The sequence below is a fragment of the Lujinxingia litoralis genome (assembly GCF_003260125.1).
Lineage (GTDB): Bacteria > Myxococcota_A > Bradymonadia > Bradymonadales > Bradymonadaceae > Lujinxingia > Lujinxingia litoralis.
In genome coordinates this window covers 140472-158311 of record NZ_QHKO01000003.1, presented here as the reverse complement: position 1 = coordinate 158311, position 17840 = coordinate 140472, and the positions used below count along the sequence as shown (strand labels likewise).

At 65.3% G+C, this 17840-nt stretch carries 11 protein-coding genes; 3 read left to right on the top strand and 8 right to left on the bottom strand.

From position 1 onward, the window contains the following. The first annotated feature begins 78 nt into the window (after nt 1-78). Entirely contained in the window at nt 79-1905 is a 1827-nt protein-coding gene (locus DL240_RS08060) for a 30S ribosomal protein S1 (protein ID WP_111729369.1), read from the top strand. A 370-nt stretch (nt 1906-2275) separates the two neighbouring features. Here DL240_RS08060 and DL240_RS08055 read toward each other — a convergent pair whose 3' ends face one another. From DL240_RS08055 to DL240_RS08040, 4 genes are all read right to left on the bottom strand, one after another. Next, the gene (locus DL240_RS08055; RefSeq protein WP_111729368.1) at nt 2276-2788 is read right to left on the bottom strand and encodes a cytochrome c-type biogenesis protein CcmH; all 513 of its coding nucleotides are present in this window, start codon (nt 2786-2788) and stop codon (nt 2276-2278) included. Next, nucleotides 2785-4554, bottom strand: coding sequence for a M61 family metallopeptidase (locus tag DL240_RS08050; protein ID WP_111729367.1), 1770 nt, complete (start codon nt 4552-4554; stop codon nt 2785-2787). Before DL240_RS08050 ends, DL240_RS08055 begins: the two co-directional genes overlap by 4 nt. 130 nt (nt 4555-4684) lie before the next feature. After that, nucleotides 4685-5302, bottom strand: a complete 618-nt coding sequence (locus tag DL240_RS08045; RefSeq protein WP_111729366.1) for a hypothetical protein — start codon at nt 5300-5302, stop codon at nt 4685-4687. 19 nt (nt 5303-5321) lie between these two features. Next, entirely contained in the window at nt 5322-7973 is a 2652-nt protein-coding gene (locus DL240_RS08040) for an N-acetylmuramoyl-L-alanine amidase (protein WP_158542435.1), read from the bottom strand. Between the two features lie 361 nt (nt 7974-8334). On the opposite strand from DL240_RS08040, the gene DL240_RS08035 reads away from it, so the two are divergent. Continuing rightward, nucleotides 8335-9417 carry an SDR family oxidoreductase gene (locus DL240_RS08035; RefSeq protein ID WP_111729364.1) on the top strand — a complete coding sequence of 361 codons (1083 nt, stop codon included), beginning with the start codon at nt 8335-8337 and terminating at the stop codon, nt 9415-9417. Between the two features lie 41 nt (nt 9418-9458). Here DL240_RS08035 and DL240_RS08030 read toward each other — a convergent pair whose 3' ends face one another. From DL240_RS08030 to DL240_RS08015, 4 genes are all read right to left on the bottom strand, one after another. Further along, complete coding sequence (locus tag DL240_RS08030) at nt 9459-10322, bottom strand: TadE/TadG family type IV pilus assembly protein (RefSeq protein WP_111729363.1); 864 nt, start codon at nt 10320-10322, stop codon at nt 9459-9461. 2 nt (nt 10323-10324) lie between these two features. Beyond that, entirely contained in the window at nt 10325-11608 is a 1284-nt protein-coding gene (locus DL240_RS08025; RefSeq protein ID WP_158542434.1) for a Tad domain-containing protein, read from the bottom strand. Nucleotides 11609-11675: 67 nt separating this feature from the next. Further along, nucleotides 11676-12668 carry a TadE/TadG family type IV pilus assembly protein gene (locus DL240_RS08020; RefSeq protein ID WP_111729361.1) on the bottom strand — a complete coding sequence of 331 codons (993 nt, stop codon included), beginning with the start codon at nt 12666-12668 and terminating at the stop codon, nt 11676-11678. A 188-nt stretch (nt 12669-12856) separates the two neighbouring features. Continuing rightward, a complete protein-coding gene (locus DL240_RS08015; RefSeq protein ID WP_146618178.1) occupies nt 12857-14404 on the bottom strand; it encodes a hypothetical protein in 1548 nt (515 codons plus the stop codon). Between the two features lie 214 nt (nt 14405-14618). On the opposite strand from DL240_RS08015, the gene DL240_RS08010 reads away from it, so the two are divergent. Next, a complete protein-coding gene (locus tag DL240_RS08010) occupies nt 14619-17759 on the top strand; it encodes an IPT/TIG domain-containing protein (protein WP_111729359.1) in 3141 nt (1046 codons plus the stop codon). Nucleotides 17760-17840: the final 81 nt, after the last annotated feature.

Sequence of the window (17840 nt, the reverse complement as noted above, 5' to 3'; positions counted from 1 at the left end):
CACTACAACCTTCGGTCTTCCGCCATCCTCCGAGCCCCGTTGACGGGCCTTTGACTCGTCCAACCCCGGATCTTCGCTATGTCCGAGCCCTCCCTCCTCGATCGCGCCCAACTGGCAAGCACCCTCGACGAAGACGCGCTGCACAACGCGGTGGTCCGCGCCAGCTTTATTGCCGCCACCGACCGGGCGCTGGTTTTTGATCTCGGCCAGGAGCGCAAAGCCCACGTGGCGCGCGAAGAGTTCGGCCAGGAACTCCCCTTCAGCGCGGGCCAGGAGGTTGCCCTCCTGGTGGAGCAGCCTCAGGCCGAGGCCTGGAGCGCGTCGTACACCAAGGCCCAAAAACTTCAGACCTGGGAGTGGCTTGAGCACCTGGCCGCATCCGGCGAAGAGATCGAGGGCATCATCACCGGCGAAAACAAAGGTGGCCTCTCGGTCGACATCGGACTGCGAGCGTTCTTGCCGCGGAGTCACGTCGACCTCCACCGCGTCAACGACGTCACGCCCTACGTCGGGCGTCGCGCGCTTTTCCAGGTCACGGAATTCGACAAAAAGCGCGGCAACGTCATCGTCAGCCGTAAAGCCATTCTGGAGCGCGAGCGCAAAGCCGAGCGCAAAGAGCTGATCGAACGCCTGGCCGAGGGACAACGCTTCACCGGCACGGTACGCAACCTCACCCCCTTCGGCGCCTTTGTGGACATCGGCGGCATCGACGGCCTGCTGCACGTGACCAACATGAGCTGGGGCCGCATCGATCACCCCTCCGAGCTGCTGCGACCGGGCGATGAGGTCGAGGTCGTGGTGCTCTCCTGGGACCCGGCGAAGAAGCGCCTGGGACTGGGCCGCAAGCAACTCCTGGCCGACCCCTGGGACAAGATCGAGGAGCGCTACAGCGCCGGACAGACGCTGGAGGGCGAGGTGGTGAGCCTGGCTGATTTCGGGGCGTTTGTGGCTCTGGAGCCGGGCCTTGAGGGGCTGGTCCATGTCACAGAACTCAGCTGGACCGAGCGCATCAACCATCCCCAGGACGTGCTCAAGATCGGGCAGACCATCGCCGTGAAGGTCCTGAGTATCGACACCGAAAACCGGCGCCTCTCGCTGAGCGTCAAGGCGCTCACCGAGAACCCGTGGAACGCGGTGGTCGAGCGCTACCCGGTGGGTTCTCGCCAGCAAGGCCCGATTAAAAACATCACCGACTTCGGACTCTTCGTCGAACTGGAAGAGGGCGTCGAGGGCCTGGTCCACGTCAGCGATCTTTCCTGGACTGAGAAGATCGAAAACCCCCGTGAGCACTTCGACGTTGGTCAGGACGTCGAGGTCGTCGTCCTGGATGCCGACGCCGACACCCAGCGCATTAGCCTGGGCATCAAGCAGCTCTCCGGCGATCCCTGGGAGCAGGCAGCACAGACGATCAAGCCCGGCCAGAAGGTCAAAGCCACCATCACCCGCATCACCGATTTCGGGGCCTTCGCCGAGCTGACCGAAGGGGTCGAGGGGCTCATTCACATCTCGGAGCTGAGCAACGACCGGGTCAACGCCGCCTCCGAGGTGGTGCGTCCGGGCCAGGAAGTCGAAGCGCTGGTCATGAGCTTTGAGCGCGCCAACCAGCGCATCGGGCTCTCGCTCAAGCGTGACGAACTCGACGACGAATCCTCCCAGATGCGCAACTACTCCGAGGACGAGGCCTCGGCGGCCACACTCGGTGATATTCTGCGCGATCGCCTGGGCCTGGGCACCGAAGACGCCGCCGAAGCGCCCTCCCCCCGCGCCGCTACTCCCGAGGTCGAAACGAGCGCCGCACCAGCCAGCGCCGAAGACGACGCCTCCGTCCAGCAAGACGAGAGCGCTGGTGGAAGTGACACCGCGGCTCCCGAGAGCGACACGGAGCAAACCCCCTCCGAGGGCTGAGGCTCTCTTACAAACGATCGCACCTCTGAACCCCCGGCGCTTTGCGCCGGGGGTTTTCTTTTAAACTCGCTCCCCTCGAAGGACCGGAGGTCAGCTCGATTCACCTTAACGGGCCTGCTCTCTCCATCGTCCCCCGGGGAGGCTGACGCTCCCCGGCGGCCAAACCCACCGGCCCCAGAGCGTCCACTTACGCTTTATGTACAACCACTTAGAACGACCGAGGGTCAGCATCCATCAGCCCCCTTTCGAACCGGGCGTCCCAGAGTAACGAAGCCCGGCGCTTTTGCGCCGGGCTTCGTTTCGACCGCTTGATTCCGATGAAGCGCCCGGATTTTCTGCCACCTGGCGGAGGACCAGCTGGGCGCCGAGCTTAACTCAGATAATCTTCACGCAGCTCGTCCAGATAGTCCTCATCGAGCTCGTCGCCCTCCTCCAGCGCGCTACCTTCGTCGGCGCCCAGCTCCGCAGAGCCGTCCCCACCGCGGCGGCGCCGCGCCAGCGCCACCACCGCGACGACCGCCACCAGCAATCCGGCGAGTATGGAGCCCAGGAGCTTGGCGTTATCCTCGGGGGGCGGCTCGACGACTTCGAAGCCCTCTCCGTAGCGCGCGATCAGCTCGGCTTTAATCGCCTCCTTCTCCATCCCCTGGCTGGCCATCTCCTGGATATCCATGCGGGCCACGGCAGCGTTGGCCGAGGGGCACATCGCCAGCGTTTTCCCCGGGCAATAGGGGCTGTAGATCTCCTGGGAGACCTCCCGGGTCACCCGAGACACGTCATCGGGCAGGCGATCCTGCGGCTCTTGGGCCCCGACCATCCAGCCCGGCATGCTCACCAGCATGACCACGAGCAGCGCTGCTCCCAGTTGGTTCGTTCTTTTCACCACGTCTCCACTCCCAGCCAGCCTTTGAGAAGGTTGCGCGCGCGCTCCGACGCGTCCGCTCGCACCTCCAGCTTGTAAGACTTCGGCCCGGGCTTGGCCAGTGTCATCGTGAGCGTGTGCAGACGCCCTCGGCGCAGCACATGCACTTCGACCACATCGCCCTCGTTATAATCGATCAAGAGTTCATCCGGGTCGCGCTCGGCCACCTCCCAGCGATCGATGGCCACCAGGACATCTCCCGCACACAATCCGGCCACTTCCCCCGGTCCTCCGCCCAGCACCTCCCGCACCACTCGCCGGTCGTCTTCGGCCCGGGTCACCGCTTTGATGCTTGCCCCACCTCGCTCCTCGTACACCGCGCTGATACGCAGGCCGACCGGAGCCAGAAACTCCTCCCAGGCGATTTCATCGGTGCCGCGGATGTAGCGATCGAAGAACTCGGTCGGATCGGCCCCACTGATCTCACCGACGGCGGCCTCAAACGCGCCGCGCGGGTAGCCTTCGTCGCGGGCCTGGTAGTGCTCTCGATAGAGCTTGCGAAGCACATCGGCCAGCGTGCGCTCGCCATCGCTCTTGAGCCGAATCCACAGGTCGAGCACCCAACTTACCAGCTCTCCCTTGAGGTAATACGAGACCGTGGAGTTTCGCGTGTTCTCATCGGGCCGGTAAAACTTGATCCAGGCATCGAAGCTCGCCATCTCCAGCGAATGCAGCAGGCGCCCCGGGTACTGCGAGAGCTCCAGCACCCGCTTCTCCAAGAGCTCCACGTAGCCCGCTGGCGAGAGCAGCCCGGCCCGCATCAGGTTGTAGGTATCGTAGTAGCTGGTGACGCCTTCGACCGCCCACAGATCGTGGGTGTAGTTCTCGTTCTGGTAGTCAAAAGGCCCCAGCGCCTGCGGCCGCAATCGCTTAACGTGGTAGGCGTGAAAATGCTCGTGGCATAAGAGGCGCAAAAAGTTGCCGTACTTTTTGCCCACGTCGCCCTTCTCGTCCTGGCTGACTCGATCGAAGCCGCGCGCATCAAACATGTTGACGCTGCTATGGCGATGCTCCAGCCCGCCGAAATTTCCGTCGACCAGGTGGTTGATAAAGACGTAGCGCTCGTAGGGCACCTCCCCAAACATGTCGGTGTTCACCTTGACCAGGCGAGGCACGTGCTCTTTGAGCGCATCAAAGTCGGCGTTGCTCTCCCCCCAGGTCATGAAGCGGTGCGGCACGCCATCGATCTCAAAGTCGAAGAAGGGATGGGGGCCTATCTCCACCGGCGTATCAAAGAGTTCGTCGAAGTCTGCGGCCTCAAAGCAGCTTGTGGAACCCTCGGCCAGGGGCAACCCGCAAAAGATCTGCCAGCCCTCGGGCGCGACCACATGCAACTCCACCGGATCCTGTAAGCGCCCCTGAGGGTACATGCAGGTCGCCACACAGTTGAAGAAGGCGTGGCTGGTATCGACGTGGTTGGTCCGCACCGTCAGGTCATGCGCATACACCTCATAGGTCACACGCACCTGTTCGGCCCGGGAGGCATCGATCTTCCAGCTGGCTTTGTCGATCTTCTCAAAGGCCAGGCGTTCCCCGTCTTGATCGAAGGCGGCAAAGCGCTGCACGTGCCGGGAGTATTCACGCACCAGATAGCTGCCCGGACTCCACACCGGCATCTGCAGCACGAGCTCCTGCTCCTCGGAGAGCGCCATCACGCGCATCTCCACCTCGATAAGGTGGGTCTGGGGACGGGGGACTTGAATCTGTATTGCAACGGGCGCGCTCATAGAGGCTCACTTGCTCAAAATGAAGGGGGGAGTTGAGAGGAAGACATAAAAAAGGGCCCTCGGCGCGTACAAACCGCCAGAGGGCCCTCATTATTCACAGCACTGTCAGCGGCGCAAACGCCGCGCCGGCTTATTCAGCGCTCTCGTCGTCGTCAAACACGCGCCGCCCCAGGGTGACCTCGAAGGTCTCCGGGTTGCGCGCCGCGCTGAGAGACCCGGTAAAGAGGTCGGCCGACGCCTTGGTAAGCTCCATCGTGTAGAGCTCGTCCTCGTCGGTGGTCGGGTTGAAGCTCACCACCAGCTCGTCACCGTTGAGTTCGACCTTTGCCAGGTCACCGCTGGTGCCATCGAGCATGTCGCTGAGACCGCTGGCCATCAAGAAGGTGCCCTGGGCGGTGGTAGCGCCTTTGTCGTGGAAGATGTCGAAATACCCGATCGGGCGATCATCCTCGGAGACCGCCGCACGCCAGGAGCCATTGAGCAGTCCAACCTCAATCTGCTCCATGTCATCATCCGGACCGTGCGTCTCATCCTCATCGATGGGCCCGTTCACGTCGTGATCGTGATCCGGCTCCCCGGTGTCGGGATCATCATCCGGCTCCTTCGTATCGCCGTCGGAGAGGGTGTAGGTCTGCCGCTCACAACCCACGCTGAACCCCACGCTCAGGCTCAGAAGCACGGCGATGGTCAGAATTCGCCGCAGCGCCATCACGCTGCGGGACGCCTTATTTTGCTTTGAAGTATGCATCACTAGACCTCGTTTAGGCTCAATTGATCGGCACATAGACGCTGGCGCAGGTCGGAGCGTTGGCCCGGATTCGACCGCAGTAGTCGGAGCAGGCGACGCCGTTGCCCTGGGAGATTTCGATATGACCGTAGCGCGCGTGGTAGCCCGCACAGCCCTTCTCCCAGCTGATGATCGCCCCGCGGGGGGCCTCGGTGGTAGGCACGTCGATCTTCTGCAGACCGATCTGGCGCAACACGTCGGGGTTGGCGTCAGCGTTGCAGCGGAAGCCACGCGCCGCCAGCTGGAACTCGTAGCTGGAGCAGGGGCCGGCGCCCTGAAGCGCGTTGTAGTTCACCCCGGCACGCTCCAGCGCCCGCTTCACAAAGCGCCAGCAATGACCGGTGGAGTACCCGCCGCTTCCGTTGGAGCAACGCGCGGCCGCCGGCGGGCTCAGACACTTGCCGCCTTCGCTGGCGATGCGCTCGGCGCTGGCCGAATTGATCTCGGCATCCGGGTAGTACGGAAGGGCCCGCTTATCTTCGGGAATGGTCCCGTCAAAGTCGGTAATCGTGACGCGAACCTCCCGACGTGCCACTTCCTGACCATCCGCGTCCAGACCGATGGCAAAGATCACCCGCTCCCCGAGGAACTGGTAGGTGTATCCGATCTCAAAGTTAGAGGAGCGGTCCTCCGAGGTCCCCAGGTGGAAGTTGTCGTGCTCGGCCTCGTAGCGCACCTTGACGATGCTCGGGTCCGAAGCCACCACCTTCAGCGTCATCTCCCGGCGGTACCAGTGGCCGGCACGCGGCGAAATGAACTCCATGCCACCGCCGGGGCCCTCGGCCTCATCGTCTTCATCGTAGACAAAGTGCTCGGTTCCCAGCGTCCAGCGCTGGTTGCCCTGGGCGGCGTTGTCCAACACCTTCCAGATCGAGCCGTCGTTCGACACGCTGACCTTGGCGGTTCCGTTTGGTGAGCACTCCGAGAGCGCCACCGGGTACGCCGCCTGGGTGATGTAGAGGATATCGCCACGACGCACCGGCTCCTGCATCTCCACGATCAGGTCGGCGCCCGGCACCACGCCGGCAGCGGTCTGCGCACGATTGTCGCAGCTGGTGTTATCCGGCGCGCCCAGTGCAGCCTGCGGATTCTGCACCCCGGGGCTGCAGGCCACCCGCGCGGCGTTGACCACCGAGCCGTCCTGACGCTCCACATAGATCGCGTCGACCTCGTAGCCATCCAGGGGGCTCTCGCTGTTGACCGGCTCCAGATCCACACCGGAGACCCGCACGTAGCGATACGACGCCACGTCCTGCCCCTCGGTGTCCTCTTCGCCTTCGCCCGGCGTCGCGCTGTCACCGCCCGAGCAGGTTGCATCGGCGCGGGCCATCTCGAGAATCGCGTCAAAGCGGCTCAAGACCTGACCACCCGGGCAAGCCGTGGCCATGCGCTCGCCGTGCCCCTTGATGTTGGTGCGGTTGATCTCGATGTCGTACTTATCGCTCAGGTGACGGATCAGGCGAGCCAGGCTCTGCTGCTGCGCCTCGGAGGGAGGCGTGCTCAGGTGGAAACTCCCCAGGAGCGCGATGCCCAGGTTGCCGGTGTTCTGGTTCTTGACGTGCGCGCCCACCTTGTTCTCGGGCGTGCCCTGGAAGATGCGACCGTCCCAGCCGATCAGGAAGTGATAGCCCACGTCGTGGAAGCGTCGATTAAAGTGCATCTGCTGCACCTGACGCACCGCCGCGGCGGCATCCGAGACGTTATTGGCGGTCACCGTATGGTGCACCGAGATGCGGTTGGGCGTGTGCGTGGGCGTGTTGTAGCGCGAGGGGCGCGCGTTCCAGGCCGAGCGCGGCAACACCTCGACCGCCTGGCTGTTGTCGGTGCAGCTGGGCTCACCGGCTCCGGCCCCACCCGAGGCTCCACTCGGAGCTGCGCTCAGCTGTGAGCAGACATCGCCCCCGCCAGGGGTACCCTCTCCGGCGGCACACTGACTATTAGGCGGCACCTCGATTCCGATGTCGTCACCGTAGTAGCTTCGCAGAATCTGTTCGTAGCCCCAGCCGGCGTTGGCCAGGCAGGCGGCGCCGTTCTGGCTCTTCGCTCCGCGGTTGGCGGGGTTGGACAGGCTTCCCAGCCGGGTGCCCCGGACATCCGATCCCGTGCGCCCCTGGTTGTAGGTCACCCACTTCTCGGTACCGGTCGGATCGCGATCGCCTGCGGCCGGGCGGCAGCTGCTGGTCGAGGGAATGGCGCCGGCCACGTAGAAGGCCGCGGCCAGACGGCCCCGATGCGTGAGCATCTGACCGGCCGTCTCCCGCACCGCCTGGTAGTGCCTGGCCTCCGGCGTGGCATGACTGCAATCGTAGACCTGGTCGCGCGTGGTTGGGATCAGCGGACGACGCTCCGCCGCGACGATGAAGGCCGCGTAGGTACGCGCGGCCACCGCCTGAGCTTTGAGTGCCTCCATGGGGGCGTTGCCGTTCTCACAGGCAATCACGCTGGGGAGGTAGTCCTCCTCGACATCGACCGCGCCGTAGCCCTCCACCTGGACGGTGCAGAACGAGTCGAGTTCTTGTAGACGCACCTCCACATCATCATCGAGTTCCAACCCGTCGTTGAGACCGCAACCCGCGGCCACCAGCGACGCGAGCAGCGCCAGCCCCATCGCCGGCCACATTTCTCTCACCATCCTCGCCATCGTGTCGTCCTCTGCTGAGTCCAGTTCTTTTAAGGGCCATGTTTCAGGTCGTATCCACTTTGATTCAAACCCTGCCCCACGGGCACGTCGCGTTGAGTCTGCACGAAGCGTACCGACAACGCAAAACCCCTTTATTTCATCATTCTTCTCGCATAACCGGGGTCTTTAGACCCGGTTCTGTGGCCCCCAGCCCCCAGCGGGTAGGACCATGTGTGACAACTTCGCACACCCTGCCACCCAGACTTACCCGGCGGTCAGCACGCGCCGCCCGCGTTGACACTCCGCCCCTGACTTACCTAGGTTGCCGCCTCATCGCGCGTACCTTGCCGAAAACCCGCGTCCGAGAGTTGCCATGACCCGCGCATTGACCGACCTCCCCATCCTCATGACCGGCTTTCCCGGCTTTCTGGCCTCCCACCTCGCCCGGGAACTGGCCGGTCGGGGCACCGCGGAGTTTCATCTGCTGGTGCTTCCCGGTGAGCGCGCCGCAGCGCAGCGTCGCCTGACCGAGCTCTCTCGGGATATCCCCGACCTTCCCCAGCGCGTGCGCTTGCTCACCGGCGACATCACCCGGGAGCGACTCGGCTTGAGCCCGGACGCGTACCGGGAGCTCTGCACCACGGTGGGCGTGGTCTGGCACCTGGCGGCGATCTACGACCTGGCGGTGCCCCGCGACGTGGCCTTTGAGGTCAACGTCGGCGGCACCCGTCAGATGCTCGACTTCTGCGAAGACTGTGAAGACCTGGCGCGACTTAATTACGTGTCGACCTGCTACGTCTCCGGCGACCGTACCGGCACCATCCGCGAAGATGAACTCGATGTCGGGCAGGGGTTTAAAAACCACTACGAAGAGACAAAGTTCTGGGCGGAGGTCGAGGTGCAACGGCGCTCCGACACGATCCCCACCACCATTTTCCGCCCGGGCATCACCGTGGGCGACTCCCACACCGGGGCCACTGACAAGTTTGACGGCCCCTATTACGTGTTTGGTCTGCTGGAGCGCCTTCCCGAATGGATGCCGATTCCCAACGTCGGGCGCGGCGACGCCCGGGTCAACATCGTCCCCATCGATGTGCTGGTGGAGTCGCTGGCCGTGCTCGGACATGATCCCGCCCATCGGGGCCAGGTCTTTCATCTGGCCGATCCTCACCCGATGCGCGCCCGCGAGATCATCCGCCGCACGCTGGAGCATATGGGGCGCAAAGCCCCGGCGGGCAGCGTACCGGAATCCTGGGTTCAGAAAGCCCTGGGGAACGAGCGTCTCGAAGACTGGATCGGCGTGCCCCGAGAGGCGCTCGACTACTTCAACCACCCGGCCAACTACGACACCTCCCTCGCCCAAAAAGCGTTGGCTCAACACGGCATCGAGTTCCCCCACTTAAGCGTCTATCTGCCCACCCTCCTCGATGCGTTCGCGCAACGCGACCGCGACTAAGGCGCCGGCGACTGGCGAGCGCCTCGGCCCACCTCTCGACTCTAGTCGAGCTCGGGCACCGAGGGCGCTCCCGGCGTGGGAAGGGGCTGCTCTACGGCGATCCCCAGCAGCTCGCCATAGGGGTCGTAGGCTCCCAGCGACAACCGGCTGATCGCCGTGGCGACCCCGTCGCCCTGAACCGGCGAGGGCGGCACCAGGGTGTTGAAATACACCTTCATGGGGACCTGCCAGCCCATGATCTCAAAGTCGCTATCCACCAGGGCGGCCGCCGTGCCGTAGCGATTGCCGGCCCCGAGCACCGCGCGCAATCCCAGGCCATGCCCCAGCGCGCCGTCAGGCCCCTGCCCCAACCCCAACTGGAAGTTCCCCCGGGATGGCGAGTCGTTGACCATATCGTGGGCAAAGCCGCTGTTGCCCACGATGTCCGAGGCGCTCCCGCTTCGATGACTGGCGGTGCGCGCAAAGTTGAAATGCCCGGCTGAGGGCTGGGTGCGCGCGTTGGACTCTCCAAAGGTTCCGCCGGCGGCCATCGCCCCGTAGGTCTGCGTCTCCTGAAGGCGCACCCGAGGCGCCAGCCCCGAGTAATCGTTGACCGGGGGCTGCGCATTAACTTTCTGCAGCGCATCCGCGCCGGCCGGCGTGGGATGCACGTACACCTGCGTCGGGTCACCGGCGCTGGGCGCCACATCCATCTGCCGCGTCACCGGTACCACCTCATACCAGAGCTGCCGATAAGCCGTCCCCCAGGCCTCCGTCGAGCTGCGCCCGGCCAGGCCGAGCTGCCCGATGGCGATGAAGATTGTGATAAAAATCGGCAGCGTCATCACAAACTCGGTCAGCGTCGTGGCCCGCTCATCTCGCCAGAGAGCGCCGCCACGGCGGAGCAGCATCGCGCGCAGTCCCATCCTCATCGGCTCACCCCGTCGATTGTGCTCTGCCCCATGCCACGACTGACTTTCTCCATGTAGACCAGGTCCTCAAAGAACTCGCTGCCTCCACCGCCGCCCTGCATCCGCGAGCTCGCGCTCAGGTGCAACATGCTGGAGTGGTAGAGCGCGTTAAAGTCGTACCCCACCTCCTCAAACTCGCGGGGCAGCACCACCGGACGCATCCGCGCCGTCCAGGCCGACTCCCACATCGTGGGAGCCCCTTCCCCCTGAAACGAGATCTCCGCGCGCGCCATCCCCCAGTAACCCTCGGGGCGATAGGAGCGCATTGAATCGTCGTAGTGATAATCGTCGGCCGGCACCGAGTACTTGCGGCGCTTCGCGTCGTAATAGCTCGCGTCGGCGTGGTAGGTCAGCGTGATATTGGAGGTATCGCGCAGCCAGTGCGCCTCATTGCCATCGTAGACCAGGCGCCAGGGGCGTCCGAACTCCCCGATATCCTCTTCGCTCCGGGAGAGTCCGTAGCTAAAGAGGGTGGTCGCACCGCGCTGCAGCACGACCGCCGACGCCGCACCGCCCTCCGAGCGGTCGCGGTGGCGGTCAGTGTTGAGGCGATGCTCCCATTTCCAGGTCTCGCGTCCGTACATCCCCTCATCCACCATATGCGCCCAGAAGTCGCCCGGGCGAGCCGGGAGCCTGTCCACCGTCGACAGGAAGTTAAAGGGCACCTGCCGCCCCGAGGCGTTGATCACCTGCTGAGGCAGCCCCTCAATCCCCCCAACCGGAGTACCCTGAGGGACCGGAAAGCTCGAGGCCATCGTCGCCCCGTTGCGCTGCGCCCGCACCACGGCTTCGGTCCATCCCCACCAGGGCGCCATATCGCTGATGTAGCGCTGGTAGTTATCCAACGCCCGCATATCCGCGCGGTAGTAATCGGCATTATCTCCATAGGCCCCGTAGTCGTTGTCGGCCTCCGACCAGTAGATCTCCAGGTTTTCGGCCAGCACCTCCATATCGCAGGAGGGGAGCTGGGCCTGGCACTCGGCGTAGCGCGCCATCACCCAGATGCCGTACGAGGCAAACATACTCTCGTAGATCGCGTGCACGCCTACGATGGAGCGCTTGGCGATGTTGGAGAAGGCCAGCATATTCATCGCCCGCGCCTTGACCGAGGCCTGACTGTAGGCCGCGACATCCGCGCTGGTCTGAGCCTCGATTTTATCGCGCGTCACCTGGCCGGCATCCATCACCACCCAGGCCATGAGCATCAGGATCAACACCGCCGCCAGGCAGAGCAGCAACACCGCTCCTCTCTCCTCAGCATGCAACGCTGCCGGGCGCCTCATCCAAGGCGCCCCCCTGGTCGCTTCTTTAGAGTTCGGGCGTTTCAGCATTGGGCTGCACCTGAGCGGGGAGAATGAATTCGCGGGAAATCTCGGAGTAGTACCCCTGACGACCGCCCACCGTAGTGGAATCACCAAAGATCGAGCCGACCAGGGGGAACGCCACGTAGTGCCGATAGGTCAGCCGCGCCCCGACCTCCTCCCCCCGGGAGACGATCTCCACGTCGGTGGCCAGGTAGGCAAAGCTGATTTTGCGCGCGGTGCGTTCCGGAAAACTCGATCCATCCAGCGCTCGCCAGAAGGCGGCATCTTCGTTGGTGGCCGAGTCCATGCTCACGTTCTCCACCATCCGGCCGGAATCATTGGGTGGGTTGTCGACCTGACTGGCCATCATCATCCCGCGCATCCGGGTCAGCGCTCCTGAGCCGAGGTCGCCGGAGAGCTGATGGTCGCCTGGCGCCACCGGAGCCAGGGCCGCGGCGGCCTGAGCGCGCGCGTGCTCGATGACCATAGCCTCACTCACTCCGCGGCGAGCGCTCTGATCGTTAAGGGGCTGGGTCTCTGGCTGCCATACCCAGACGGCGCGACCGGCCTGAATCGCCGCGTAGTTCGCCAGCATCCCCGCGATGTTCACCACGGCCAGCTGCGCCAGCCCAAAAACCAGCAGCAACAAAACCGGCATCACAATCAAGGTCTCCGTGACCACCGCTCCCCGAGCGCGCACCAGACGCGGCCGGCGACCGCTCGCCAACGCCCCTCGCAGCGCCCGGGCAATCACCACCACCAGGGCCCAGACCACCGCCGAGAGCCCCAGATGCAGCAGGACGTGTGGCGCGACCTCCGCCCCGCGCCCGGCGAGCTCCAGTTCCAGCAGCGCCCGCAGGTGCCCTGGCCCCAGCACCACCACCGAGCCCAGTACGGCGATCAGCAGCGCGGCGGTCAGATGCCCGGCAAAGCGCACCGCCCGCTCTACCCCACCGGGGCGCGTCGCCTCTGCTCGGGGTTGCTCTTGGACACTCATCTCCACCTCAATCGAGACACATTGCCGACCATCATCACCGGGGCACCCCGGCGGGCTGCCTCCTGCTCCAGGGAGCATTGCAAAGACGGGGCCAACCCGAAAGGGTGAATCATTTAAGGGATTGTAAAGCTTCGCCTGTCCTACACTGTGCCACACTGACACACCCGACCAGACACCAGACCACATCTCTAGCGCGGTCGCTCCTGCTGCAGACGCTCCAGGCTGCGCAGCGCCTGACGACTCCCCTTCGAGGAGCCACCGCCAAGTTCCCGCATCCCTTCCAGGTCGCGGGAGAGCGCGCGCCGACTCCGGGGGGCGGCCTTCTCCAGTTCGTGGTACTGGCGCTCTTCTTCGGGGCTCATCAAGGCCCAGTCGGGCTTACCTACGCGCTGGCCCACCACCATCGCACCGACGTCGGGGGAGGGCTCATAAAGTTCGTCGACCGTCAGCGGGCCCTGTCGGCGCGACCGCGCCTTCTCCTGAGCATTCCCCTGCACAATCGCGCCCTCCAGCCCACGGGTCAGGTAGGCGGTACGCGCCTTATTGACCGCGAACATCGCGTTGTCGATCACCGACTGACGCACGGACTCCCGGGCAGCCTCGCACCAGGGCACCACATCGACGCGGCCTCCTTCAGCGCTGCGCGCCGCGCCCTGACAGGTGCGCTCGATCATGGCGACAGCCGCATAGGAGTAGAGGGGGCTCTCAATCTCCAGCCCGCATTGTGTCTGCACGCTGGTCGAGAGCATGGTTGCAATCGCATCCGGGCGGCGATGGGTCTGCACCAGGTCGCAGCCCAGCCGGGTGGTCCAGTGGAAAAGATCGGCGGCCTCCCAGCTCAAGTCCTCGCTAAACGCTCCCGGCGCCATCAATCGGGCGGCCGGCAAATCCACCACCTCGACCAGTCGCTCAAAGAGCGCCTCGGCGACATCTGGATGCACCCCGTTTGAGACCTCCACACGCGCCGCTGCCAACTCCGGGGCGCTGAGCGCTCGGGCGCAGCAGCCGGCAACAGCTTCTTCGGCGCTGCCCAGCGCACATCCCAAAAGTTCCGGGGCGGCTGGCGAGTGGCTTAGGCGCGACACTGCCTCAAAGGCGTCGGCGGCCTCGCAGCTGATCTCGACGCTGATCGTCTCCGGGCTGGCCCACCCCTGCGACCATTCCCGGTGGAGGTATCGCCCCAGGCCAATCACGCGCTGCGGCTGGCGCTCCTCGGCCCGCTCCAGACAACGGGTCGCGACCCCGGGCCGCAGCGCCAGCACTGGTTGGAGCCGATCTTCGACCACGGTATTTGAGGCATCCATCAAGAAATCGCAGGCCATGGAAGCCACCGACTCCGAGCGCTCCGAGACGCCGCGCACCAGCGCGTCGACGCCCAGAAAGTCCCCCGAAAAGCCCATCATCACCATCCGGTAGGGCCCGGCGTTCCACGCCACAAAGGGCAGCGCAAAGCTCAGCACCACCAGCGCCACCGGCGCCAACTCGCGGAGCCGCCGCACGCGCTGCTGAGCCGCGGCCACGACCAGCACCGGGGCCGCCACCAGCAGCAGGTACGCCGCCAGGGGCACCGTAGGCGCGAGCCACTCGCTGACCGTGAAGAGCGCCACGACCAGCGCTCCGGAGAGCGCCGCCGGCACGATCCACCGCCCGCTCGCCCACGCATCATCGGGGCGCGCACCGGTGTCGTACATCAGCGTCACGTTCACACGCCTTGACCGCTTATTGTCCTGGCTCATCACTTGCCTCAAACACATACGGTTATCAGCCCTGGGGTACTTCGCGCGCACAAAATGCCAGAGGTCCTCAACCTTGTCGATCGCGGCCTTTGACGCACTGAGTCAGCGGTTTGAACTCCAGGGGGCCGACACCTATACTCCGACAGCTTCTATCACCCGGCCGCCGGCAAGGCTGTGCAAGACTCAGGCCCGGCACTCAAAAGGTTGCAAGCTCATGCGCCATCGTCGCTCTTTCCACGACCTGTGTTTCCCCCTTGTTCTGCTCCTCTTGCTGGTCGCGATGCTGGCGGGCTGCGGCGAAGACGTCGTCGTTGAGCCGGGAGACACCGATCTGCCCGACCTCGGCCTCACCGACGCTGGCGATACCGGTGATACCGGTGATACCGACCCGGGCGATAGCGGCCCGGTACCCGACGTCGACCTCGACACCGGTGACACGGAGGTGCCTGATGATGCCGGCGACACCCACCTCCCCGACGCCGACACCACGCCCCAGCCCGACACGCCCGACGTCGATGCCGAGCCGGTTGAACTTCGCCTCGACACCATCTCTCCGCCCCGCGGTCCGCTGGAAGGGAACACGCCCTTTGTGCTCCGGGGCGAGGGCTTTGACGCCGAGACCCGGGTCTTCATCGGCATCGAAGAACTCGACGTCGATCTGATCGAAGACACCCTGGTCGGAACCACACCCGCCGCCGATGCGGTGGGCCCGGCCACGGTGCGCGTCGTCCACCCCACCCTGGGAGAAGAAGCGCTGGTCAATGGCTTTACCTACTTCGAAGCGCTGCACTTTACCTCGGCCTCCCCGGCGCAACTGCCGACCAGCGGGGGCATGGAGATCAACGTGCGGGGTCGAGGGTTCACCGCCGAGACCCGCGCCAGCATTGGCGGGCAGAGCGCGCTGCGCCACACCTTCATCAACGCCGAGCTGCTGCGCGTCGTCGCCCCCCCGGGCGCGGTGGGTCCGGCCGACCTTCGGCTGACCAATCCCGATGCCACCCTGCTCGCCAACGATGCGCTGACCTATGTCGCGGCCCTCGATCTGACGCACGTCTTTCCGGAGTACGGCGCCGAAGGTGGCGGTGAGCTGGTCACGATCTTCGGCCAGGGCTTTGCGCCACAGATGCAGGTCTTCTTTGGCACGACGGCGGCCACGATCGAAGCGGTGGCCCCCGATGGCCGCAGCGCCACCCTGCGCACACCCGCCGGCTCCGAGGGCCCGGTCGATGTGCGTCTTGAACTCAACGACGACGGCGCCTTCTTGAGCCAGGGGTTTCGCTATGTGGGCACCTCGCCGGCCTGGTCACTCGACGCCCTGCGCCCGAGCTTCGGGAGCAGCGCCGGCGGCGAGGAAGTAACGCTCTTTGGCGGCGGACTTGACGCCGCCACCCTGGAGGTACGCTTCGGCACGGCTCCCGCCACCCTCGTGGAACAACAACCGGGGCTGGTGCGCGTGCTCTCCCCCCCCGGCGCTCCGGGTGTCGTCTCCCTTCATATCACCGCCGACGGCCAGCCTGACCTCACACTGACCGACGCCTTCACCTACCACCCTCCGCTGAGCCTCGACACACTCGCTCCCACCTCCGGGCCGAGCGAAGGCGGCACGCTGGTCACCCTTCGCGGCCAGGGCTTCACCGATGTCAGCGAGGTCACCTTCGGCGGCCTGCTCCAGAATTTTAGCGTCCTCGACGACACCACCATCGAGGTCAGCGTCGGCCCCGGCGCTCCCGGGCCGACCACCGTGGAGGTGCGCCGCGCCGAGACCCGCGCCACCCTTATCGATGCCTTCACCTTCACCCAGGACCTGGAGCTCTGGGGGATGTCCCCCACCCGTGGCGCCATCGCCGGCGGAACCTACGTGGTGGTCCGCGGCCAGGGCCTGAGCCCCGAGACCGAGATCACCTTCGGCGGCCAGCCCGCCGAGGTCCTCGCGCAGCTCGACGCCCACACCCTGGCCCTTACCACCCCGCCCGGCGCCACCGGGGAGGTCGAGGTCCGGGCCACCCGTGACTCCCAGCAGGCCCGCGCCCCCGAACCCTTCACCTACTTCAACCCCGGGGCCCGCTTCGGCGGCGCCTGGGGCAACCCGATAGACGGGGCGGTCAACGTCACGGTGTTCACCCACAACGGCGGACCGGTCGAAAACGCCTTCGTCATGCTCTCGACCAACGCCAATACCCCCTACTCCGGTCACACCAACGCCGCCGGCATGATCACCCTCTCCGGCCCCGATGTGTTTGGCGAACAGACCATCACCGCCACCGCCGCCGGCCACTCCAGCGTGACCGCGCAACATATCGACGCCGAAAACATCACCCTCTTCCTGCATCCCCCCTCCTCCGATGGCGAGGGCCAGCTTCCTCCCCCGCCGCCCGGCGCGGTCTTCACCGGTGAGGTCCTCGGGCTCGACAAGGTCGGCATCCCCGGCCCCGACGAGATCCTGATGGCCCAGGTTTTCTCCACGCGCCCCTCCATGCACGCGCGAATCCCGGAGCCCGGAGGCAACAATGTGGTCTTTGGCGAGGGCACCTACAGCATCAACACCCGGGTGGGCGACCTGGCGCTCGTGGCCATGGGCGGCCTCTACAACACCCGCACCCAGGAGTTTCGCCCGCTACGCATGGGCCTGGCCCGCTACCTCTTTGCCTCCGACGCCCAGCGCTACGAGGTGGACATCGAGCTCAACATCCCGCTCACCGCCTCGACCCACTTCAAATTCACCGCTCCGCCTCAGTTTGAGCCCGGCCCCTCCAAACACCGGGTCAACGTGTACCTGGACCTGGGCTTCGACGGCGTCTTCGGCCCGATGCGCTCCTTCGTCTCCGAAGACCATCTCATCGTGGCCGACCGCCTGGCCCGCCTCCGCGGCGAATTGCAGGACGCCTCCTACAGCGTCAGCGCCCGGGTCGATAATAATGGCGCGCTGCCCCTGTCCGAGGCCTACCTCCACGACATCACTCGTCTTGATCGCATCCATGACATCGATGCGCTCCCGGCCCCGGTATCCTTCATAACCCCGCGCCAGGGCAGCCGCCCGATCAACGGCATCGTGCAATGGAGTCACGTCGGCAGCACTCTCCCCGATCTGCAATACGTCTTTCTGGAAGATTTCCAGCGGCGGGTGGTCTGGGAGGCCTTCTTGCCGGGGGACGCCACCGGGTTTCGCTTCCCGGAGTTTCCCGACTTCTCGCACCTGCCCGCCGACGAGCGGCCCGTGCCCTACCCCGGCGGCACCTACTTCCTGGTGGTCTACGGCATTAAGCAAGAGGGCCTCAGCGCCGACAACTTCTCGTACTCCGACCTCGGCGGCGACTGGCAAGGCATCGCACTCAACGAACTCCTGATGGTCTTTTAGGCCCCCGGGAAACAATCGCCCCCCACCCTGCTGTTGGTGGGAGGGGACCGGCCCCGGCGGTCGGTCTTTTCGTATCCTGCA